Raw genomic sequence first — 23,164 nt, 5'->3', positions numbered from 1 at the left:
CAAAGTTTTACCTTTTGCGCGACTTAACCGATAAATTTTCCGGTTTTAAATTCATATAATTTGTAACTATAATCACCTGCCGCATTTTTAGCAGTTACTTCCCAAACTGGCTTATTCTGGTACCAACCTAAGTTAACCTCATTAATCTTACCACCAGTATGCTTTTGATTAAATTCAGCTCTAATTGTGGTCTCATTGACACCTTTTTTAGCCGGATAGAGGTAACCCTTCTTGGACCCAGGCAAGTAAATAAAATAGTACGTGCCATTCTTCTTACTAATGCCCTTAACGGCATAGCTATTAATTCCGCGATCTAAGTGATAATGTGCTTCTACCAGCGTAATCGGTGTCTTACTGGTTGCAATTTGCTTAACATTTTGAGTTTCACTACGTCCAGGTTGACCTGCTTGGTAAAAAAGGGCCACAAATGCAAAGTAGAGCAATACTACAATGATTACCACCCAAGTAACGAACTTAATTGTTTGTCTTGTATCATCTTTAATCATAATTAGCCAACTTATCTCGTAACTCCTTTAAACTGACTTTCTGTGTTTTAACCGGAATTGCATCCAAAAATACTTTACCATAATCTCGCTGCCAAATGCGCGAATCTAAAATGACAAATTGCCCTCGGTCTTCTTCGCCGCGGATTAACCGACCCATTCCCTGCCGAAAGCGAATAACGGCGCGCGGCATTGTATCAGTTTGAAAGACATTCAGTCCTTGGTCTTGCAGCCTTTTTTGGCGTAATTTAACTTCTGGCTGATCCGGCGATTCAAACGGTAATTTAGCAACAATTACTAGGTCAATTCCACATTGGTGGAAGTCAATACCCTCCCAAAAACTATCAGCACCAAGAATAATTGCTTGGTTAGCAATCGCGAATCTTTTGGCAATTCGGTTGTTTGACCCGGATAATCCTTGAGCTAAAATTTCAAAGTCCTGCAAATTCGGCGAGTTTAAAATCGCGGTAAAGACTTCTTTAATCTGATCTAGATTAGTCATTAGTACTAATACATGCTTTTTATTACCTAAATCATTGGTTAACATATCTGCCAGCTGGTCATTATATTGCTCAGCGGTAAAGTCCGGCATGTCTTTAGCTGATAAGACCTCAAGGTGCTTCGCCAATTTGAATGTACTTTTACCAATGTACTCCTTGGGCATTAAATCAGCTAGAGCCAACTGGTTAATCGCAAATGCAAAGCTATTCTCACTAGTTAAAGTTGCGCTGACAAATAGCAGGTGATCAAAGCGGGCATAAATTTGCTTCAACTCACTGCTGGCATCTAGCATTAGCCAACTAATATTAGCACTAAGCGGATCTTGCGGATTAGTCAACGTAACAATGAACCCTTCCTGCTGTAAATTCGCTTGGTCGTGCAGCAGGTCAGACAATTGGTAGCTCTTTTCAATGTAGAAGTCGAGCCGGTCAAGCTGGGCAGTAATTTCACTTAAAAGTGCATCTTCATCATTGGTAGTATCGCCAGCTTCCTTATCCAGTTTAAATAAAATTTGGTTAAGTTCCTGGCGGACGTTTTCTAATCGTCTTTGAAATTCACTCAGTCGCGCCCTAAACTCCCCTTTTTTAGGGAACAGGTCTGTTCCTTGAAAACTAAGAAGTAATTTACCATTTGCCAGTAAGTTCTGGTTAAGAGACTGTTCTTTTTGCGCATACAGCATTTTTTGCAAATTATTCATCGCGTGAATTAAATCAAGCAGTTCTGGATTCAATTTTTCTAGTAAAAAGTTAAGCTGTGAGTCATTGCCGTATTGGTTTAAAATGCTGTCATCAGCGTAATACAATAAGTTGCGAATATGACTAAGCACGCCCCAAAGCGATTCAAACTGAAACGAATCGTTACGCGAAGTAATCACATTGTCGACAAATCTATGAGCCTCATCAACTACTAAGTAAGGATTTTGTCCCCAAATTGAATCATTATAATGATTAGCCAAGTAAGCGTGGTTGGTCACCAAGATGTCGGCTTGTTCCTGCCTTTGTCTTGCTAAGTTCCAAAAGTCAACCGCCGCAAAATTGCTGCCGACACGAGCATCTCCAGGATGCGATATTTCCGTAAACAACGGCGCACGATAATTGGTTAATTGTAACTCATCTAAGTCTCCTGTTTTGGTTTGCGTTAACCATACCAAAATCCGCATCTGCAAAATCAATGTCGGCTTGTTCTGTGTTCCCTGATAAAGACTTTGATAAAAGCCGTCTAAGTCAAGATAATGGCTGCTTGATTTAACTACTTCTGCAGTTAGATCAAGCTTAGTAACTGCCAGCATTTGCGGAATTTCCTGACTGATAACCTGATTTTGCAAAACCTTGGTTGGCGTAGCGATGACTAACTTCCGGCTGGAATACAGCTGGTAAGCATAAGCGAATAAGTAGGAGAAAGTTTTCCCCGTACCATTAGGTGCCTCAACTAACATGGCTCGCTGCTGACTATCACGCAAAAAGCCATTAATCTGGTTAATTAGGTCAACTTGGGGCTGGCGATAATTAATTTTATCCTTAAATAGCTTACGCTTAACCTCATCCTTAATCGGAAACTTGGCTCTACTGCTCCGCGGATTACTAGTAGGATTAACCAGCTGCTTTTGCAGGACAATATTGCGTACCTGCATGCGATCTTTACTTAACGGGCGTTTTTGCTGGCGGGCGTTTTCCGCGATTGTTGTAAAAATCCACGAAGTATCACGAATTAAGCCATGAGCTAGTGAGCTCAACGTATTCAGTGTTGCTTGAGGCAAGGCTTCAAGTTCATGAATAATTTTAATTAATAATACCGCGGTTCCATAGGCATCGGAGTCAGCTTTATGGGGATTTAAATGCTTGATGTTTAATTGGGTCGTTAAGTCACCGAGCTTATATGATGGCAAGGTTGGAAAGGCAATCTTAGCTAATTCAACCGTGTCAATTGCCTTGTTGGGCAACTCATCAAAGCCATGACTAACTAGTTCATAATTTAAAAACGGCAGATCAAAATTAACATTATGCGCAACAAAAACCGTTCCTTTAAGGATTTCAATGATTTTGGGAGCATAGTAAGTAAAGTCCTTTTGCTTTGCGACGTCCTCATTATGAATATGGGTCAGATTTTGGACTGCCAAGGGAATTTCACGGTGGGGATTAATCATGAATGAATAAGTTTTGACAACCTGCAGATTTTTAATAATTGCGCAGCCAAATTGAATAATATGATTATCATCTTCGCGCTGCGTTCCGGTTGTTTCCAAATCGACCACCGCAAAAGTATCTTTAGCAAATGATGTCATGTTCTGCCCTCCTTTTCTTCTCTATTTAACTTCTACTGCCCTTTTTGCGTCAAGCAGAATTAGATATTTGTGGGTTACTTTTTGATTAGCAAACGAATTAAGTGCCTGCTCGTATAACCTAAGCTGGCCCGTGTATTTTTGCTTAATCTTAGCGATTGCCGCGTCTAAATTAGTTGGATCAACGTGATCAGTCTTATAATCGAACAAAATAATCCCGTCGTCAGCTTCAAAATAACCATCAATGGTTCCGTGTACCAGAATCTTGGCATCAGGATCACTAAATTGCTTAAACAGTGTTGTTGCTGCAATTAAGCTGGAAAAGTCTACTTCACGCTTTAACTTATCTGGCTTTTGCCAAAAGTCACGAGCGAAATCACTATGTACAAACCAGTCAATCTCGTCCTTTTTAAGACTAGCAACGATTTGCGGATTTAGCTTCTTTTGCTTGACCAATTCTTGAATCTCGTTATCTAACTGATCGTCATTGCCATTACCGCGATAATCATAATATTGCAAGATTAAGTGGGTTGCCGTCCCAATTTCTGCACCCGTAAATTTTGCTTCAAATAGAAAATTGGGTTTGGTGTCGATTGGCTGCAGGTAACGGTTAGTAGATGACAAGAGGTGGGCATTTTCCAGTTCGGTATCAATTGGATCATTGAAGGCCTTCTTGATTTCCGAAACAGCTTGATAGGCTGTTGTTTGACTAGCATCGCTAAACGGGTAAACAAAGTCATACAACTTCTGGGCGGTCTGATTAAGCAAGGTTAAATCCTGCTTTTCTTGCTGCTGAGCTTTTTGAGCGGGTGCAGCTGTGATTTGTTCTTCATCATATTTGATGATTAATAAGTCTTGGCTTTGATCTAATTCACTTGTGACGTCACTAATTGTTTGAGTAGGATATTCATCAAAGTGAATTGCCGGTCCAATAAAATTCATTGGACTTGTAGCTGCTAATTTGTCAGCTAATGCAAGTTGGTTTTTACTATTCAATTGTTGCTGCCAAGCCGCGACTTTTTTAGGAAAACTCGGAATATCCGCCACTAAAATGAGTTTCTGCTTAGCCCGCGTCAGCCCAACATACAAAATCCGCGCCTCTTCTTCTAATAATTGCTGCTTTTGCTTAATATTATCAATTGACTTGACTAGTGAATCTGCCCGATAGTGTTTGCGCCGTAAAGTCAAGCCAACATTATCGGCATTAATAATATAATTACCGCTTAAATCACGCATTTGAAAGCGATGCTGCAAGCCAACATAGAACACAATTGGAAATTCTAGTCCTTTAGAGCCATGAACTGTCATCAGTCGAACCGCATCACCAGCTTCTTTAGTTAGTAGCGGTTGCGCCAGGTCTTTTTGACTGCGGCGCATGCGCTCAATAAAGTTAATGAACTGGTACAAGCCCTTAAAGCCAGCACTTTCATAGGAACTTGCCCGCTCATAAAGAGCCTCAAGATTAACCCGGCGCTGTTCACCATTAGGCAGCCCGGTCATAATTTCTAAAAGACTTGTTCGTTCGTAAATACTCCAGATTAACTCCGAAATACGGTGGTTAGTCGCAAACTGCCGTAAGTCATCTAATTGATTTAAAAAGGCTTTAATGCGACCACTTAATTGGTCACCGACTACGACATACGAAGTTAATGCATTGTAAAAACTAGCGTTTTTGCTATGAATCCGAATTTTAGCAAGGTCGGATTCTTTGAAGTTAAACAGTGGGGAGCGCAAAACCGTGACTAGCGGGATGTCCTGATCCGGATTATCAATGATTTTTAAATAATTCATCATCACTGTTAATTCTAGGGTCTGAAAATAATTCTTAGCATCGGTCACAAATAATGGTAACTGGTTCTTAGCAAACTCTTGCATAATCATTAAATTATCGCTGCGGCTTCTGGTTAAGATAGCAATATCGCTGTATTTAAAAGGTCGCTTGTGTCCCAAATGAGCATCATACACTTGTAAATGTTCTTTTTTAAATTGCTGAATCCGGTTAATAACCATCATGATTTCACTGGCATCAATATCCAGCACTGGTTCATCTTGATTTGTTTGTGTTTCTTTTTCATGATAAAGAATTTCACTAGCTGCTGGCAAATCAGACGGATAATATTGTGCGCCAAATATCAACTGACCTTCATGAGAATAATCAATTCCCCCAAAGTCAGTGCTTAAAATGCTGTCAAATACTTGATTAACCAGCTTCACAACTGGTTTAGCAGAGCGGAAATTGGCTGATAATAAGATTCGTTCTTGGTTTTTATTGTCAGCTTGTGCCGCGGCATGATATTTATGCAAAAATAGACTGGGTTCAGCTTGGCGAAAGCCGTAAATTGACTGCTTGACATCCCCCACCATAAAGAGGTTGTTTTGTCCCTCCTTTTTCAGTAATTGCAAAATCTTTTCTTGCAAGGCATTAATGTCCTGGTATTCATCAACCAGAATTTCCTTAAACTTATTGCGATAATAGTCACGAGCCAGTTGTGAATTAGATGTATCCTGACTAAGAATTTGGTAAGCTAATTGCTCCATATCACTATAATCGAGCAGATTTTCAGCGCGCTTTAATTGATTAAAACGATCAATCAAAGCCAATTCAGCCTTAGTAATTGCTGTCATAATTTGCTTTCCCTGCTTTAACAAGTCGAGCTGCTCTTTCTCGTCTGTCACGTAAAAAGAAGTATACGTTGAAAAAATTTGGTTTTTAGCTTCTTCTTTTAAAGTCTGACTTTCTTGATAGACGTCAAGCAGATCCTCATCCCATTTGCTCGATTTACGGTAAGTCCCAGTAAAAATGCAGCTGCGTAAAAATGCTCGCTGGGTTTCGTAATCTGCATCGTCTGCTAAACTTTTACGATAATTTGCTAACGCCTGCTGAAATTGCGTAAAACCTGCTTGCACCTTACTTAATTCTTTAGTCTCAAGCTGACTATTTGTCAGCAGCCGCTCAACTTTTTCATTGAGACCTGCAAAAGTATTCGTTAAGTACGGCTTAATCTGCTTCTGCCACAAAGAAGATTTAATAATACTATCGCCAACTTCATACTGCCGACTTAATTGCTTGAGCCAATCACGATAATCGGGCTTAGCCATAGCAAAGTCATACAAGTCCAGCAGCAACCCTTGAGCAGAATCGGCATCCCGATCACCAGCAAAATTATCATAAAAGGCAATGAAGTCCTTATCCTTTGCCTCTAAAAATTCGCCTTCGATTTCGTGCAGCGCCCGTTCACGCAGCAATGCTGCTTGCGTTTCATCTGTTAAGACGCTGAAGCTGGGATCAATGTCAATGACATAGTAAAAACGATGGATCACATCCAAACAAAAGGCGTCAATTGTTGAAATATTGGCGGTATCAACTTGATTCAGCTGCTGGCGCAGGTAACGTTTATTAGAATTTGGTGCCGAGCTTAACTGTTGTTCTAGTACCTGCTTAATCCGGGTCTTCATTTCTTGAGCGGCGGCTTTAGTAAAGGTTACAACTAATAACTGGTCAACCCCCGTGCCCGCTAAAATTTCCTGCATGACCCGTTCGACTAAGACTGTGGTCTTGCCACTACCAGCTGATGCGGAGACCAAAATATCCTGCCCGCGATCATTAACTGCTTGTTGTTGCTCTTTAGTAAATTGGGGCATTATTTAGTCACTCTCTCCTAATTTTTCTTTAATTTTCTTGAGTAGCTCTTTTTTGCTTAAATTACTGATTTGATGATACTTATTATCTTTAAGCATGGAGTCAAAAAAGAAGACATCACGATAGTCGGAATAAGTTAAGGCATTTTTACTCTTGCCGTATTTATAAGGATTAAGCTTAACCTGCCCGGATAAAATCTGACTGGAAGCCTCTTTGATTAGGTCTTCATCGTACTTTAACAATAGGTTGATTTCATCTTCAGTGAAGTCATTCTTACTGCTAAAACTAAAGCCGCCCTTTGCCTTAGTTTTAACACCAGTATACAGCTCTGAGACCTGACCTGTTTCTTCAAGCAGCGGCTCCGCCTTTAATAGTAAGTCGGGGTCATTATTGATTAGCCCCGTGTATTTCAGCCGCGTTTGCCCATCTAGGGATGGCTTTTTAAGAAGCAAATCCGTACCAATCAAATCTTTACCATTGAGTCGCTCAATCTGCCGGGTGACTGTTTGATAAAATGCTCCTAGTAGTGATAAAGGATTGCTGCCAGTAAAAAAGTCCTGGTTTTGGGCTAAGACATCAAGATAGGATACCATTTGCAGGGAAATTCCGTTATAAAATAACCCAAGATTGAATTTTTTCGCCGATGACTTATAGTCAATGACCTGAGCTAAAAATTCCCGCTGGTCAGAAATTTGGGCAAGATCAACCCGATCGATTTTGCCACGTAAATTGACGTGGTGGTCTCCTGTCAAGTTGGGAACCGTAAAGTTTAGTCCCTTAACTTGTTCGCCTAAGCCGAAACTTAATTCTGAGTATTGCGCCCGCAAAGGAGTTTTTTGCAGTGAACGGTGCCAATTAGCTGCCACCTTAGTTGTTGTCTGATCTAAACACCGAAATAAGTACTTATTAAACGGATCATTCATCAACTGTTGGTATTTAGTTTCATCCTGCATTTTTGCGCGAGCTAATTCAAGCAGCCTTTGCAAAGTCGTCTGATCAATCTCTGCTAAGTCCAATTTGCGCTGATTTAATTCCTTAACCAAGCGGTCAAACGTTTCATGGAAATAATTCCCAGCTTGGATAACATCAAGCTCATTTTCAAAGCGTTTGCGCAGGCGTAAGCCGTAATTTAAAAAGTATTCATAGGAATTTTCATAAAAGGTTTCTAATTGTGAAACCGAAGAATTAAGATTCTCCCCGTATAACTTTTGGGCTAATTCTGCCCCGATATCTTCCGGTTGATTATCAAATTGACTGGCTTCAAGGACCATCGCTGTCTTTTGCGGCAAATATTTTTGTGTTAACGTCAGCAGCTTTTCAACATGAGGCTCTGGCTGATTTTGACTTAAATAAGTTAAATAACCCAGACTGGCCTCAGGATTAGTTAAAAATGATAACAAATTCTGTAACTTGTCTGGCAAATTATGCTGACTAAATTCGGGAGCGCCAGCCTGTTTCAGCCGTTCATAGTAGATTGACGGCTCTAATTCTTCGTTAGCAGCATTTAAAACCGGATAAGAAAGGTAAACCTTATCTTGCGCTAAGGCAAGAGACACGCCAAATTGATAATTCTGATCTAAGTTACTTAGCTCTTGACTGTCTTCCAAATATGAATCTTCACCAAATGCCTGACTTAATTTATCTATGTTTTCCGAACTTAAAAAGCCCGGAATATTTTGGATTGCCGGCAAATTATTACTGGTTGCCCCAATAATAAAGACCTGCTTGTAGCCGCTAGTTTGAATCATACCCATTTCGGACAAGTTAACGGCATCTAAAGTCGAAGGAATTTGCGAGAAAGTTGCTTCCTTAAAGCCATTGGTTAATACATAAAAAAAGCTGTCAATATCGAACTTATCGGGGTTAATCAGAAGATAATCATGAAGTAAGTTAATCAATAAATCCCATACCTGCTCAGGCTGCTGCGCTTGTTGTAATTCACCTTGTTCTTGCGCATTCTCACGCCACTGTTCTAAGCGCTTGGGAATACCATTTTGCGTTAGAAAGTTAAAGAAAATGGTGACAGCTTTTTGACTGTCGGTTTCTTTCTTCATCTCAGTAAGCAAGTTTGAAATACGGTCTACAAAATAATCTTTGAGCTTGCTAATCTTGGCTACTTCATCGGGAATCTTGTCTAATCTGATAACCTCGGCAGCCACATAATCAGTAAAGTCACGCCGCCATAAGTTATGGTTAATTCCGTGCGCTAAGACAAAGTTTTCTAGTTCATCGACATCGTGAACATAGGCCGCTTCATCCTGATACCAATCGGGAATCAACAAGCGAGTTTTTAAAATTGCTAGTAAGTTGCTGGTTTGCAGGGGTCTAGCAAGTAGTTGGGCAATATTTTCAATTAGTATTACTAAGGGATGGTATTTCATCTCCTGCTGCAAGTCATTAAAAAATGGAATCTTATTTTGCCGCAAAATTGGTGTTAGATAGGTTTCATATTCGTGCAGATTAGGTGTTAAGACCAAAAAATCACGGTAACGATACTTACTAAGAGCTACTTGCTGGTAGATTGTGCGTGCGACAAAATAGGCTTCAGCGTAACGCGAATCAGCTCGCACCAACTGTACCTGCTTCAATTCTTCCGGTGGTGTAATTGATCCTGTCCAATATTCATTTAATAATTCACGATTTGATGGCTTAGGTGCAATCGGCGTGGTACTTACTTGATAATCTAAATTATGGTCATCTAAGTAGTGCATCAATTGACCAATTGTTTTTTGGATGACGTAATCATAGTCACCAGCTTCGGCAGCGGGATCAATTTGCCCTAGTTTGGTCTTAAAGGCCAAGGTAACACTGCCAGCATACATCATTAACAGCTTAATAGTTAAGCATTCTTGTAATGAAAAATGTGAAAAATCACTGAAGTAAAAATCCGTCTGGCGCAGATCTTTCTTACTGGCCAAGAGTTCGTTTAACTGTAATTGAACTTCGTTTTTGGTGGAAAACTTACCCGTAATTTCTGTGATAAAGGCATCATAAATCACGCGTAAGTCAGCAATCTTGTTCTTTGTTTCTAAATCTAAATTGCTGTCATCGAGTCCGTCCAGATCCAAATTACCAGCCCGCACTTGCAGAATAGTATCGTAAAGCTGCTTGACTAAGCCAGAATTAACGCTGACATTTTTAAATAAATGCAGCTGCTCGCGCTTTTCCTCAATAATCTTAGCTAATAACATGGCTGCTGCCGCATCGTCTAATTGCGTGGGCAATCCTTCTTCTGCGTCCTTTAAAAAATACCAGGCCAGTCGTGAAAACGACAGAACCTGCAAATTCTTCACTGACTGTTCTACCTGCTTTTGACTTACAGCAAGCTTATTTATTGCCCTAATTTCTGTGGTAAACTTAATATGATTAGGTACAATGATGAAAGTTTCGTGTTCTGGCTGCTGTTGATAATTTTCAATTGCTAGTTGCAGAATTTTTTCTTGCAAAGGATCTGTCTGCCGACCGACTAGAATCTTGATCATTTGTTCACTTCTCCTTAGCTATTATTTTAGCATAGGAGCCACAATTTTTTACTAACATTAAGGATCTTAAATAAAATGAAATGTAGTTATTTAGCACATGGTAAAGTTATCTTAATTGGTGAGCATGCGGTTGTTTATGGCTATGATGCCTTAGCCTTGCCAATTATGTCCCTGCAGATTAAGACAACGGTTGAACCTAACTCACAAATGTGGTTAGACACCGCTTGTTATCAGGGGCCCTTTTTTACGGCTCCGGATGAATATAACGGCTTGAAGTATGTCGTCAAGACGATGCGCGCTAAGGCAAACAGCAATGAGCCTCTCAAAATCACTTATACGGGAGAAATCCCGACTGAACGCGGCTTGGGTTCTAGTGCAACCGTGGCACTAGCAACAAGTCGCGTCTTGAATGAATATTTTGTATTAAACTTAACAGAAGAAGAAATCATGGCGATTACCAACCATGCCGAAATGATTAATCATGGCAAGGCATCTGGGCTTGATGCGGCAACTGTTAATGCAACTAATTTGGTCTTTTTTAACCAAAAAATGGGTCCGCAAACTTTGAATGCCAAATTGGCAGCCACCCTGCTTATCATGGATACCGGTGAATTAGGCAGCACCAAAGAAGCCGTTAACCAGGTCCATACCCAAATGGAGCTAGACCCCGCTAAAAAGCAAATGATTGCGCAATTGGGGCAATTAGCCACGGCAGCTAAGACAGCATGGCTGAACCAGCAGCAAGTTGAGGTGGGTCATATTTTTAATCAAGCACAAGCAATCTTGCAAGCCTTCGGTTTAGCCACAACTAAAATTAACCAGTTGCAAAAATTAGCCCTAGCTAACGGAGCATTAGGATTCAAGTTATCTGGCAGTGGCCTTGGTGGAATCGTCATTGCTCTGTGCCCTAATCGGGAAACGGCAGAAAAAATCATCGCCGCAAGTCAAACGTTAATTGCAAATTCATGGATCGAGGAAATTTAATGGCCAAAACAGTCCGCGCGCACACAAATATCGCATTAATTAAGTATTGGGGTAAGGCTGACGACCAATTGCGCTTGCCGCTTATGTCTAGTCTATCAATGACCTTAGACCAATTTTATACAGATACGAAAATCAAGCCCAGCACAACAGGAAATCATTTTTTCTTAAACAATGTTGAACAAACTGGTCAAAGCGCGCAGCGTGTTTTTACTTATTTAAAAAAACTGCAACAGCATTTTAACGTCACAGGTCCATTATCCGTTTACTCGACCAATCACGTGCCAACAGCAGCGGGACTCGCTTCATCTAGTTCTGCTTTTGCGGCCTTAGCTGGGGCTTTTTGCTCATATTACCAATTAGATGTTACGCGTAAAGAACTCTCTTGTTTAGCGCGGCTGGGTTCGGGTTCAGCCTCTAGGTCAATTTATGGCGGATTTGCGGTTTGGCAAAAAGGTACAGATAATGCCAGTTCTTATGCCTATGCTTTGGATGAAAAGCCACAGATGGATCTACATCTTTTAGCAATTGAGTTAAACCAGCAACCGAAAAAATTATCGTCAACTGGCGGAATGAAGCAAGCCCAATCTTCGCCACTTTTTAAACCGTGGCTAGCGCGTAATGAACAAGAAATGGCGGCTATGATAGCTGCCATCAAGGAAAATGATTTTACTAAATTAGGACAACTAGCTGAACTTAACGCCAGTGAAATGCATGCAATTAACCTAACCGCTCAACCTGGCTTTACTTATTTTGAACCAGACACTATTCGCGCGATTAAACTGGTTGCCCAATTGCGAGCTTGCGGAGTTGAATGCTACTACACAATTGATGCTGGACCTAACGTTAAAGTTCTCTGCCAGTTAAGAAATGTAAAAGATGTGACCAATTCATTTGTGTCTGTGTTTAAGAATGCTAAGATAGTAAATGCAAGTTTTGGTCCAGGTATTTCATGCCTGGACTAATTAATGTAATTTAATTGATTAGGAGATTAAATTAATTGATCACAGAGCAAGCACCCGGGAAATTATATATTGCTGGTGAATATGCCGTCTTAGAACAAGATTGCCCAGCAATCTTAGTTGCAGTTAACCAGTTTATTCGGGTTTCGATTACTAAAAGCAAATCAACAACGGGCTCAATTCACTCCAAGCAGTATTCACAAGACTCAATTCACTGGGTACGCAAAGGTACCAAAATGGTAATTGATAACCGTGATAATCCTTTCGAATATATTTTAGCTGCAATTTCATATACGGAACGTTACTGTATTGAACAAAACGTTACGATGGAAGTTTATGACTTGTACGTTAATTCAGATTTAGATTCGGCTGATGGCAAAAAGTACGGCTTGGGTTCTAGCGCGGCAGTAACAGTTGCAACCGTTAAGTCAATTTTGCATTTTTATAATGTGCCTTTTAGCAATGAATTAGTTTATAAATTATCCGCCATCTCTCATTATTCGGTTCAGGGTAACGGTTCTGCTGGCGATATTGCAGCCAGCGTATACGGCGGCTGGCTGGCTTACCAAACCTTTGATAAGGCATGGCTGACTAGTGAATTGACTAGCAAAACATTATCAGAAATCGTTAACGAAGCATGGCCGGGATTAAAAATCCAATTATTAACGCCACCAAAAGGGATGCATCTAATGATAGGCTGGAGCCAAAAGCCAGCTTCAACATCACGGTTAGTTGATGAAACTAATGCTAATCGCGCCGCTCTAAATGGTGAATATCAAGAATTTTTGCGGGCGTCACGCGAGTGCGTGTTGAACATGATTACTGGATTTGAACAAAGTAATATTGACTTGATTAAAACACAGATCCGTGTCAATCGCGGTTTATTGCAGCATTTTGCCCAAATTAACCAAATTGCGATTGAAATTCCGCGCTTGTCCAAATTAATTAGTATTGCTGAAAGTTTTGGCGGTGCAGCTAAGACATCTGGCGCTGGTAACGGCGATTGCGGTATTGTAATTGCAGACAAAGCAACCAACGTGGCTGCTTTAGAAAGTCAATGGCAGGAAAATGGAATTCAACCGCTCAACTTTCACGTACACCAAGTTAAACTTGCCCAATAGGAGAAAAAATGTCAATCAGATCTAAACGCAAAGAAGAACATTTAGCGTTAGCACAAACTTTTTTTCAATCTGAAAAAGCCAATAGTTTTGACCAAATGCACTTATTACGACCAGCTTTACCTGAAACCCAAGTTGACATAGCTGCAATCAAAACAACAATGTTTGGTAAAAAAGTCAATGCCCCCTTCTTCATTAACGCGATGACTGGTGGTTCACCTAAGTCACTGGTGATTAACAAAGAGCTAGGTAAGATTGCCAATCAAACTAAAATCGGGCTGGCGTTAGGTTCAGCTAGTATCTTAGTTAAAGAGCATGCACAGCTTGATAGTTTTTTGGTTGCGCGCGAGGCTAATCCAGATGGCGTGATTATTGCTAACGTCAATGCTAAAACCGCCCCAAAAGATGCCCAAAAAATTGTCAACGAATTGCAAGCTGATGCTTTGCAGGTTCATTTAAATACAGTTCAAGAGATTGCCATGCCTGAAGGTGAACGCGATTTCCACTGGTTAGATAATCTTAAAAATTTGCGCCAAGAAATTACTGTCCCAATCATTATTAAAGAAGTTGGTTTCGGCCTTGACCAGGCAACCATTCGGCTATTGAAAAATGAAGGCTTTGAATGGTTTGACGTTGCTGGCAGCGGCGGCACTAATTTTGCCCAAATTGAAAATGCTCGTAATCAGAGTGACCTTTCTTATTTAGAAGATTTAGGTTTGCCAACAGTTATCGCGGCAATGATGGCTCAAAAAGAAGACGTTAACCTAATTGTTTCTGGTGGCGTTCGCAATCCTCTTGATGTATTCAAGGGGTTATGCTTAGGCGGTCAATATGTCGGTATTTCTAATGTCTTTTTACAAGCAATGGAACAAAATTCACCGGAGTTTTTGTTGCAAATGATTCAGAATTGGCAGCATGAATTAGCTGGCTTATTAGCAATTTTTGGGCAAAAAGATTTGACTAACTTAACAAGTATTAAGCAATATTTTGACCTGCCCTTGCATGACTTAATAATGCAATTAAGTTAAATACTTTACATAATTTTAATTATGACATAAAAAAGAACAAGCATATTCTGCTTGTTCTTTTTTCTATTTCAGTTCAAAACCTTGTTTTTGCAAAAATGCGCCCACATCTGGTCTTCTTACTTCACTAAAGAAATCAATATTCTTTTGCAGCCAGTCGGTTTGCTGCTGGTTGCTATTACGAGCAGCATAATATGCAGCAGTCACCTGCTGATAATTGCTTAAATCAGTGAACTTCGTTTTGTCATAGCTATTTTGAGCAACTTTTTGCTCTAGTGTCATTCGCGGCTTTATCTCATTCTTCTTAGTCGGAATACCTACTGTCATCCCCAAAATAGGCACAGTATACTCTGGTAATTCTAAGATTCCACTTACTTGTTCGAGGTCATTCCGAATCCCGCCAATATAGCAAATTCCTAAATCAAGGGACTCAGCTGCAACTGCCATATTCTGTGCTGCAATCGTCGCGTCAATTACGCTGACTAACAGCGCTTCCATATTTTTAATTCCTGCTAGTGACTGCTTTGCTTTTTCTAAAAGACACTTTTGCCGGTACAAATCCGCAACGAAAACATAAAAGGTCCCACTGTGTACCACATATTCTGGACAATTGGCAATTTCACCTAATTGCTGGCGTTTTTGCTCGTCTGTAATTTCGATGATTGAAAATGCCTGGACAAAATTTGATGATGATGCACTATTAGCAGCTTTGAGTAGTTCTTCTTTAGTTGCAGCTGGCAAGGGTTCATCGACAAATGAACGTACGGATACATGTTGTGTCATTTTTTGAATAAAATCATTCACTATTCTTAGTTCCTTCTTTAAATATTAAGTTAATTCAATAAGTGCCATATTTCTTTTTGGACAGCACTGTCGTTACTGGAACCGATAATTCGGTTTGCGGCACTTTTAGCACTTGGTAAAGCTGTCCCAGTCGCGTAACTACGACCAACATATTTAAGCATGCCAACATCGTTGCCACTGTCACCAAAGGCAACCATTTCGCGCGGATTAATCCCGAGCTTCTTACTTAAATACTGTAAGCCGACAGCTTTATTCATGCCTTTGGTTGACATATCAATCGAACCGGCAGAACCGGAAACAAAGCCCAGATTAGGATAATTGCGTTTCAGTTCTGCTAACATTTGTGGCATTTTAGCTTCAGCGACATCAAAAGTGACTTTAAAGACCTGATCTTCTAGGTGTTCAAAGTCTGGTACTAACGTGATCTTGTGGTAGTACTTGCGCAATTCTTCAATCGATTCAGGATCTAGTACGTATGCACTGAGTAATCCAGAAACAACGGCTTTTTCTTTATATTGGTGTGTAATCTGCAAAATTGTCCGCAAATCATTGTCAGATAAGCTATCGGTATGAATTACCTGCTTACCTTTAGCAACCAGCGCCCCATTTTCAGCGACAAAATAAATTTGATTAGCTACTTCAGAAAAGCGAGTTATTAAATTTTCGTACTGATTACCACTGGCAACTACAAATTTAATATTACGTTCCTGCATAATCTTAAATTCACGCAAAAACAGGTCAACATCATAGGTCTTGGCATCAGTCAGCCAAGTACCATCCATATCTGTTGCAATTAACTTAATCATTTTAATTAACCTTTCTTGAGTGTTCGCAAACCTTTAGGATAAAAATTCTTAAGGACACCATTGCCAGTAATCTTACCAAAGCTAAAAATTAGTTGGTGCGCGCTAACTAAAACAAAGCCGCGTAAATCCGTTTTTATCCGCACTGTTTCGCCATGTAAATAAGCTGCATAGTCATCATCATTTAAATCAACTGTGCGCTCCTGCTTAACTTGGCTTAATGCCATTGCTAATTGGTGTCCCGGCTCAAAGCGGTTTTTCTTTAAGACACCTAATTCAAGTCCGTTATTAATTATCTTGAGGTGCAGGTTAGAAGTTTTGAGTGCGGGAATAAAAACATGATCTTGGCTAACGCGCGCTTCCTCACGCCAGTTTAATAATGCTTGTGGCAAATCAAATTCCGCCAAAACTGAAGTTACTAATTCAGTTTGTTCTTTTGTTAAAAGCAATTTTGACCGGTGCTTTTTATGCTTTTTTTCTTTAACTGAGTGCTGTTCAATACTGCCAGGTAATTTTAGCTTGGCTGCAAACTGTCCTTCTCCTAAGTCATCCTGCGGCCAAAAGCGAAGGGTCTCCTTCAAGGCTGGCTGATTATCACCCCATTCAGGTCGACCATGACTTATCTTAGTAGAATGTAAATTCGTCGCCTCTACAGAAAAGCCAAATTCCGTCATTAACCAGCTGACAATCTGCTCATCTTCTTCTGGAGCGTAGGTACAAGTCGAATAAACCAACTCCCCACCTGGCTTAAGCATTTTGACGGCTTGCGTTAAAATCTCTTGTTGGCGTTTTTGGCAAACTAGTACATAATCCTGTGACCAATAATTAACTGCATCTGGATTTTTACGAAACATGCCTTCGCCGCTGCACGGGGCATCAACTAAGATTTTGTCAAAAAATTGCGGGAATTGCGGTGCTAAATCTACCGGATCTTCACTGGTAATCAAGCAATTAGTGATGCCCCAACGTTCAATATTTTCTCGCAAAATCTTGGCCCGCGTCGCGGAAATTTCATTAGCAACTAATAACCCTTCGCCAGCTAACTGCTCGCCTAAGGCGGTGCTTTTTCCGCCTGGGGCAGCACAGAGATCAAGGACTTTATCACCTGGCTTAACTGCCATTAACTTGGCTGGAAACATCGCTGACGGATCCTGGGAATACACCGTGCCGCTAACCCACTCTGGATCATTGCCAGCAACTTGACCATAATACGCTGTTTTAATTTCAGGAATTGGTTCTTCACAATCATATGCCACCTGTTGCGTAAACTTCAGTGGGTTAAGGCGAAAAGCCTTTTTACTTGGTTGTGCCATTGCTTCAAACATAATGGCTGCCTGCTTTTTGCCAAGTAATTTTTGATATTTAAGTGTAAATTCTGCGGGTAAGTTAAGCACGACGCCGTTCCTTTCGTGATAAGTACAAAATGCCAAGAATATAAGCCCAAATGATGACAAACCAGCTGAATATTAGCAGCCATAACAAATGATCGGGTTTTGAATAAAATGCTCGCCAGCATAAAAAGAAATAGGCTCCTACCATGGTTAATAATTCAGTTAGAATTAGTCTAATGCCACGATTAATCAGCCAATTACGTAATAGATTGCCAGTAAGGCTGGTCTTTTTAACTGTTTGCCAATCAATTAAGGCAAGCAGCAGATTACAAATTGCTGCAACTAAGCCAAAAAGAGCAATCAGTAAAATTTCACGAATAACCGAAAATCGATGAATTTGATGTTTTTTTACAAATAACGGTGTTCTAACCTTACCGCCATAATGCGCCGCAATTTTATGAATGACCTTGTCTGATGCATCAATAATAATTTGGTAATTGTTTAGCTTAAATTGTCCTGTCGGCTGCTTAGGACCAGTCGATAAGTAATAGCCATCTTGCTTCATTTGGCGGTAATGCTTGAAGGTGCCAATTACCGAATAATATCTATGGTGCAATACAACATATTGGTTACCTTGCGTTTTTAACGTTTTGACCTTGGCGTTTAGCCCCAGTACCGCAAAAGAAACTTGTCCCTTAAAATCATCCGCCGAAAAATAGCGTCCTGCTTCGGTCGGCAAACTAATAATCGTATGGTTAGCCCAAATTAACGTTTGGTGATTTTTATCTTGATGATCAAGATGTACCTGAATTTTGTTCTTGGGGTAATTTTTAGTTAAATATCGTAAAAAAGTGCTGACCTTCTGCCGACTATTAATATCAATATAGCGTGTACTATTGCTTAAACCATAGGCTTCTAGCAATTGGTCAGCTTCACGTGACTGCACGTTGGATAACATACTACCAATTCCTAAAAGTGCCAAGAAGAAAACTATAATTAATCCGAATTTTTTAAATTTCATGTTCTATCTCAAATATTTGTTCATTAATAAAGTCGTAACTTTGAAACGATTGGTTAATCTTTCTTAGTTGTGGTGAATGATGACGTTTGATTGTTTGCCAAAAAGCGGGTGAATTAGTTGCACCATTTTTTTCACCAACAAAAAGAAAGTGACTCTTAGGATTATACTTTTTCCATGCTGCAACTGCCAGTAAATCACTCTCAGTAAAGTTGGGTGCCCATGAGCAAATAATCAAATCAACATCTGCAAACTGCTTAATTGCCTGTACTGCATCTAAGTCTACTACATCAAAAGCTGGGTGACTGCCTGTTGCTGAAGTCTTAGACCATTCTAAAGAATCAGTTGCAATTGTCCTTATATGTGCCTTAGTCAAAGCCTTTGACCAATATGCGTTACCTGCCATAATTTCTAATGCCGTTGTCACGTGCAATTGCTCTTTAATTAAGCCTGCTGTTGTCAGATTGGGCAATGACCAAAGACCATACCTAATTGATAAAAATTGCCGCAAGCTGTTAAGCAATTGGTTCAATACTTTGAGGTTTGTATCTTGTTCATCCCCCACTTGCTGCAAAATCACTTCAACTTCATCAGGCAATAAGCCTAATTTTGCCGGAGCCGTTTCCAACACTTGGTGTTGGTTCAACTTAGTGATAATTTGATTAATTTCTGCAACCTGCCGATTGACTAATGGATGCTTAATTTGCCTGTCTAATTGGTTAATTTTGTCTAAAAAATTTGTCATAACTTCAATCCCTCTATTGATTTTACCATTCAAACAGACAGATTTCAGTTATAATAAAAGATAATAAACAAAGGAGAAGTTTTATGGCAAAAAAAGGAAATAAGCAAAACGAAGAAGAAAGTTTAGGAAAATTTATCCTTGACGTTGTAGTAATGATGGTTGTAATTTTAGGTATCTTTTGGCTGGTCTTCACCTATGCCCTGTCAAACGATAGTGTATCTGGTCCATCAATGCAGCCAACATTTCAAGATAGTGACCGGTTAATTTCGGTACGGCACTTTGAACCTAAGCGCAACGATGTTGTTGTTTTGAAAGCACCTAAAGCAGCCCAAGATGTTCCTGGCGCCCTTTATATCAAACGAATTATCGGTCTACCCGGTGATAAATTGGTTTCTAAAAATGACAAAATGTACATCAATGGCAAGTTATTTAAGGAACCGTATTTAGATAATAGTCTTAAAAAGGCTGATAATGAAGCTGGTCAAACTTATACAAACAATTTCACTTATACAGTTCCTAAGGGTTACTACTGGGTCATGGGTGATCACCGTGATATCTCCAAAGATTCACATATTTTTGGTCCCGTTAAAAGAAGTGCCCTAGTTAGCAAAGTTGTCTTTCGTTATTGGCCATTCAATAAAATTCAAGGATTTTAATATTGTTTCTCTTTGAATTTAACGGTTTTTTCGTTAAAATGAAATTGTAAAGGAGGATAACTTATGAGTCATCAATTAGAAGAACTATCCGATGCGATTATTGATTATCAAGTACAACATCACGTCACGGATACTGATTTAGCCTTTGCCAGCCACTTATCAGTTGAAAAAATTCATGCAATGAAAACTGGCGAGGGTGAATTCACTCCTGAAGAAATTAATCAGCTTTACGATTATATGGCGGCCAGCCATTAAATCTAACTTAACAAAAGACCTTCAAGTTAATCCTTGAAGGTCTTTTAGTAAGTTAAACGTTTTTTGATAGTACGCACTTTATAGCTCCTATTTAATCCAACTTATGACATTTCAAACTATGGATATAGCAGAAACAATTAGCGAAACGATTAAAAATATTTCTTCAGATTTTTTCATTTGAAAACTCCTTGAGTTTTGCTATACTTAAGACAAAGGGACAAGCATTAGCCCGTCCCCTTGTCAACTTCTTAAGGGTCTAAAATAAGAGTTGACGCATAATACTGATAAGGTTTGCAATTAGGTCGATAATGAAAGCAATTTGCTTAAGTCTTGCTTTATGATCGGCTTTTTGTTTTGCCTTACGGTACTCCATGCGGGTCATTTTCTCACCCCCTTAAGTACACATGTTAGCTATTTTAGCTAACAATCATATTATACATATTCAAATATATAATAAAAGATGATTTTGCAATTTTTTGAAAATAAAATCACATGCAAAAAGTGCTCCTAATTGTGTTAGGAGCACTTTTTTAGTATTAGTTATTAGCCTTTGCTTCAACGACCTTATTAATTAAGTAAAGATTAATTGCTAGAAGCAGGATACCTATTAGCAGTAAAAAGCTAACTGTACTATGAACACCAGTCATATCTTGACCAGCAATAAAATTCAGTGGGTAATTTAATGCTTGGGGCAAAAAATTTAGCGTTGTCAGCAGTGGCCGATAAATGCCAGATAAAAATAACAACCAAAGTAGCATTAATATTACGCCATTGGATTTGCCATTAAAAGCAGCGCTAATAATTTGCCAGCAAAAACAGATTAAGTTAATTACTAAAAGACTAACAATCACCAGCAATAGAACTAGCCCAATTAATTCAATAAGTCTAATAGCAGCAGCTCCATTCCAGCTAATCAGTTGGCTGTCTTGATGCAGTTCTTGTAAAAAATCATTATGAAAGCTGCTGCTGTTCATAAAAGAAAGACCAAAAATACAAATTAAACCAAGTAATTGCAAAACTGCTAGATAAATTATGCTAATGAGTGCACTTAGCAGGTTAACTAAATAAAAATTAGTGTCACTAACAGGAATTAACCGCCAAGTTTGGCTAGTACAATTTTGTTGCATTTTAAAGATAATTATTGTGACCAAAATTAATTGACACAAAAAACTCAAAGCAATTGTAAAGATTCCCCACTGCGGTAAAAAGTCAGTCATTGCTAAATGGTAAAAATAAACTTGCATTCCATTATGGCTAAACCAATTGAAAACAGTAATTACCAATGCTGCCAATAACTGCATCCCAAATAGTAAGTAGATTGTTTTTCTCATTTGCTTGAGCATTACATTAAATAACTTGGTACAATCAGTCATTTTTATACCTTCTTGCTACTGCAGCAACTATTTATTAGCCTTGGCTTCAAATGTTTTATTGATTAAGAACAGATCTATTGCTCCAACAAATAAATTAAAGATTACCAAGGCAGCAATTCCGCCTAATAATTGAAGTTTTGCGGCACCCAGAAACATTAATTGGAATGGCAATTTTAAAATTGGTAAAACAATGTTAGCAGCACCAACACTCAGCCAGTAAACTAACAAAAAGATAATGAACCTAGTAGCCTTTAATCCTAATTTTCCTGAAAAATTTGGCAAAAAGTCAACAATCGTCTGACTGCTGAAATTTAAAAAGCTAACGGTAAGGTAAACAGCCAAAGTTATTAAAAATAATACCACTACAATTTGGCACCACTTGAACCAACCAATCTTCGCCATATCATTAAAGAAGTCCATCACCATTGACCATTGTCCGCTTATTGAATAGTGCAATAACATCGGTCCAATTCCGCAAATAAACTCTAGCAGGACTAAAATCACAAATGAAACAAGTGAACTGGTAATGTTGCTCAAATAAATGGTATTTTCAGTAGTTGGAACCAGCCGCCAAGTTTGACTATGGTTGATTTTTTCTACGTCAGAGATAGTCGCAAAGAGACTGCCCAAGACAGCTATTAACCCAGTCCAGGCAACAACTCTTGCTAAATTTAACAAAAAGCTGCGAATCATATTTAAATAAGGATTGCCAGGCATTGCAATTGCCTTAAAAGTCATTACTCCCGCTAAAATCACGGCAGCAACCAATTGAATGGCAATGACTTGCAACAACTTTTTGCTCTTACTTTTAAATAATTCTCCAAATAACTGTCTAAAACTGATCATTGCAATGCCTCCTGCTTCAGTTACTTATTCGGTTCGGCCTCGAAAAACTTATTAATTAAAAGCATGTTGGCCAACAATAATACAATATCAATCACCAAAAAAATAAAAATAATTCCGTTTAAAGTAATATTCATATTACCAAATAGATAATTTGTCGGTGATAAGATTACATTGCTAAATAATTCGAAAATCTTCTCTAATAACTTAGCGATAACAATAATCAATACTAATCTAAGTATGGTAACTGCGGCTTTGCTTGATATTCCTGGTAAATAATCAACGATTGCACGAGTAGAAAAATTCAGAAAGCTAACGATTAGATATGTAAACAGACTAATCAGAATGGTTAAACAGATAACCTGCAATATGTTGCCGAAAGCTACATTATAATTAGTACCAGAAAGGCCATTCATCAAGCCTTTAAAGGCATCATTAAGATTTTCATTAAACAGTACAAAACTAATCCCAGTTAAAATCGCAATAACTACAATTTGGACAATCAGCAGATAAATAACCGAAATAAATGAACTTAACGTGTTGTCCAGGTAGAACATTTCATCACTGATTGGTGCTAAACGCCAAGTTTGACTGCGATTAACGTGCTCATTTTTATAACAAGTAACAACCAGATAAATTGGCAAGGCAATAATGCTAGTTACTGCAAATAAAATAGCGAACATCGGCAGCACCATTTTCCAATCTTCAGCCTCATACCTGCCTTCTGCCACAAAACTAATAATTGTTATCGCTAACGCAGAAATCAACTGAATAATAATTACTGCATTAGCATTGCGATTCTTTTGTTTAAATAATTCTTTAAATAGATGATTAAAAACTGTCATT

At 39.0% G+C, this 23,164-nt stretch carries 19 protein-coding genes; 6 read left to right on the top strand and 13 right to left on the bottom strand.

The annotated features are described in order from the left end of the window. Positions 1–23 precede the first annotated feature (23 nt). Genes PT281_RS01720 through PT281_RS01705 form a run of 4 tightly spaced genes read right to left on the bottom strand, consistent with a single transcriptional unit; the run spans position 24 to position 10,404 of the window. Positions 24–506 carry a hypothetical protein gene (locus tag PT281_RS01720; RefSeq protein ID WP_277151472.1) on the bottom strand — a complete coding sequence of 161 codons (483 nt, stop codon included), beginning with the start codon at positions 504–506 and terminating at the stop codon, positions 24–26. Then, entirely contained in the window at positions 499–3,285 is a 2,787-nt protein-coding gene (locus PT281_RS01715; protein WP_277151469.1) for a helicase C-terminal domain-containing protein, read from the bottom strand. Before PT281_RS01715 ends, PT281_RS01720 begins: the two co-directional genes overlap by 8 nt. Positions 3,286–3,306: 21 nt before the next feature. Next, positions 3,307–6,924 (bottom strand): helicase-exonuclease AddAB subunit AddA, encoded by a 3,618-nt coding sequence (gene addA / locus PT281_RS01710; protein ID WP_277151467.1) that lies wholly within the window; start codon positions 6,922–6,924, stop codon positions 3,307–3,309. A gap of 3 nt (positions 6,925–6,927) precedes the next feature. After that, positions 6,928–10,404: a PD-(D/E)XK nuclease family protein gene (locus tag PT281_RS01705; protein WP_277151465.1), complete on the bottom strand. Its 3,477-nt coding sequence runs from the start codon at positions 10,402–10,404 to the stop codon at positions 6,928–6,930. Between the two features lie 75 nt (positions 10,405–10,479). Here PT281_RS01705 and mvk point away from each other — a divergent pair, with 75 nt between their 5' ends. The 4 genes from mvk to fni are packed head-to-tail and all read left to right on the top strand — an operon-like array spanning position 10,480 to position 14,493. Continuing rightward, entirely contained in the window at positions 10,480–11,388 is a 909-nt protein-coding gene (gene mvk / locus PT281_RS01700) for a mevalonate kinase (protein WP_277151463.1), read from the top strand. Beyond that, complete coding sequence (gene mvaD / locus PT281_RS01695; RefSeq protein WP_277151462.1) at positions 11,388–12,350, top strand: diphosphomevalonate decarboxylase; 963 nt, start codon at positions 11,388–11,390, stop codon at positions 12,348–12,350. Before mvk ends, mvaD begins: the two co-directional genes overlap by 1 nt. Before the next feature lie 35 nt (positions 12,351–12,385). Continuing rightward, positions 12,386–13,468, top strand: a complete 1,083-nt coding sequence (locus PT281_RS01690) for a phosphomevalonate kinase (RefSeq protein WP_277151460.1) — start codon at positions 12,386–12,388, stop codon at positions 13,466–13,468. 8 nt (positions 13,469–13,476) lie between these two features. Next, entirely contained in the window at positions 13,477–14,493 is a 1,017-nt protein-coding gene (gene fni, locus PT281_RS01685; protein ID WP_277151458.1) for a type 2 isopentenyl-diphosphate Delta-isomerase, read from the top strand. Between the two features lie 63 nt (positions 14,494–14,556). On the opposite strand, the gene PT281_RS01680 is transcribed toward fni, so the two are convergent. Genes PT281_RS01680 through PT281_RS01660 form a run of 5 tightly spaced genes read right to left on the bottom strand, consistent with a single transcriptional unit; the run spans position 14,557 to position 19,191 of the window. After that, positions 14,557–15,294 carry an NADPH-dependent oxidoreductase gene (locus tag PT281_RS01680; protein ID WP_277151456.1) on the bottom strand — a complete coding sequence of 246 codons (738 nt, stop codon included), beginning with the start codon at positions 15,292–15,294 and terminating at the stop codon, positions 14,557–14,559. 29 nt (positions 15,295–15,323) lie between these two features. Then, entirely contained in the window at positions 15,324–16,100 is a 777-nt protein-coding gene (locus PT281_RS01675; protein WP_277151454.1) for an HAD family hydrolase, read from the bottom strand. Positions 16,101–16,105: 5 nt separating this feature from the next. Beyond that, positions 16,106–17,491, bottom strand: coding sequence for an RsmB/NOP family class I SAM-dependent RNA methyltransferase (locus PT281_RS01670; protein ID WP_277151452.1), 1,386 nt, complete (start codon positions 17,489–17,491; stop codon positions 16,106–16,108). Then, positions 17,484–18,449, bottom strand: a complete 966-nt coding sequence (locus tag PT281_RS01665) for a hypothetical protein (RefSeq protein WP_277151450.1) — start codon at positions 18,447–18,449, stop codon at positions 17,484–17,486. Before PT281_RS01665 ends, PT281_RS01670 begins: the two co-directional genes overlap by 8 nt. Next, positions 18,439–19,191, bottom strand: a complete 753-nt coding sequence (locus tag PT281_RS01660; RefSeq protein WP_277151448.1) for an SAM-dependent methyltransferase — start codon at positions 19,189–19,191, stop codon at positions 18,439–18,441. The genes PT281_RS01665 and PT281_RS01660 overlap by 11 nt, the downstream gene beginning before the upstream one ends. Positions 19,192–19,274: 83 nt before the next feature. Here PT281_RS01660 and lepB point away from each other — a divergent pair, with 83 nt between their 5' ends. Together lepB and PT281_RS01650 are read left to right on the top strand one after the other, a co-directional pair. Further along, entirely contained in the window at positions 19,275–19,847 is a 573-nt protein-coding gene (gene lepB / locus PT281_RS01655; RefSeq protein WP_277151445.1) for a signal peptidase I, read from the top strand. Between the two features lie 63 nt (positions 19,848–19,910). Next, entirely contained in the window at positions 19,911–20,102 is a 192-nt protein-coding gene (locus tag PT281_RS01650; RefSeq protein WP_277151443.1) for an LBP_cg2779 family protein, read from the top strand. Between the two features lie 256 nt (positions 20,103–20,358). Here the strand turns inward: PT281_RS01650 and PT281_RS01645 are convergent, their stop codons facing one another. The 4 genes from PT281_RS01645 to PT281_RS01630 all read right to left on the bottom strand — a co-directional run bounded on the left by PT281_RS01645 (position 20,359) and on the right by PT281_RS01630 (position 23,163). Continuing rightward, a complete protein-coding gene (locus PT281_RS01645; protein ID WP_277151441.1) occupies positions 20,359–20,484 on the bottom strand; it encodes a hypothetical protein in 126 nt (41 codons plus the stop codon). A gap of 154 nt (positions 20,485–20,638) precedes the next feature. Continuing rightward, positions 20,639–21,475, bottom strand: coding sequence for a hypothetical protein (locus tag PT281_RS01640; protein ID WP_277151440.1), 837 nt, complete (start codon positions 21,473–21,475; stop codon positions 20,639–20,641). Positions 21,476–21,502: 27 nt separating this feature from the next. Next, entirely contained in the window at positions 21,503–22,321 is an 819-nt protein-coding gene (locus tag PT281_RS01635; protein ID WP_277151438.1) for a hypothetical protein, read from the bottom strand. Positions 22,322–22,341: 20 nt separating this feature from the next. Continuing rightward, positions 22,342–23,163: a hypothetical protein gene (locus tag PT281_RS01630; protein ID WP_277151436.1), complete on the bottom strand. Its 822-nt coding sequence runs from the start codon at positions 23,161–23,163 to the stop codon at positions 22,342–22,344. Between the last annotated feature and the right edge of the window lies 1 nt (position 23,164).

Origin of the sequence: Lactobacillus sp. ESL0701, assembly GCF_029433445.1 — a bacterium.
In the GTDB taxonomy this organism is placed as follows: Bacteria; Bacillota; Bacilli; order Lactobacillales; family Lactobacillaceae; genus Lactobacillus.
This window is presented reverse-complemented; position numbering and strand designations above follow the sequence as displayed.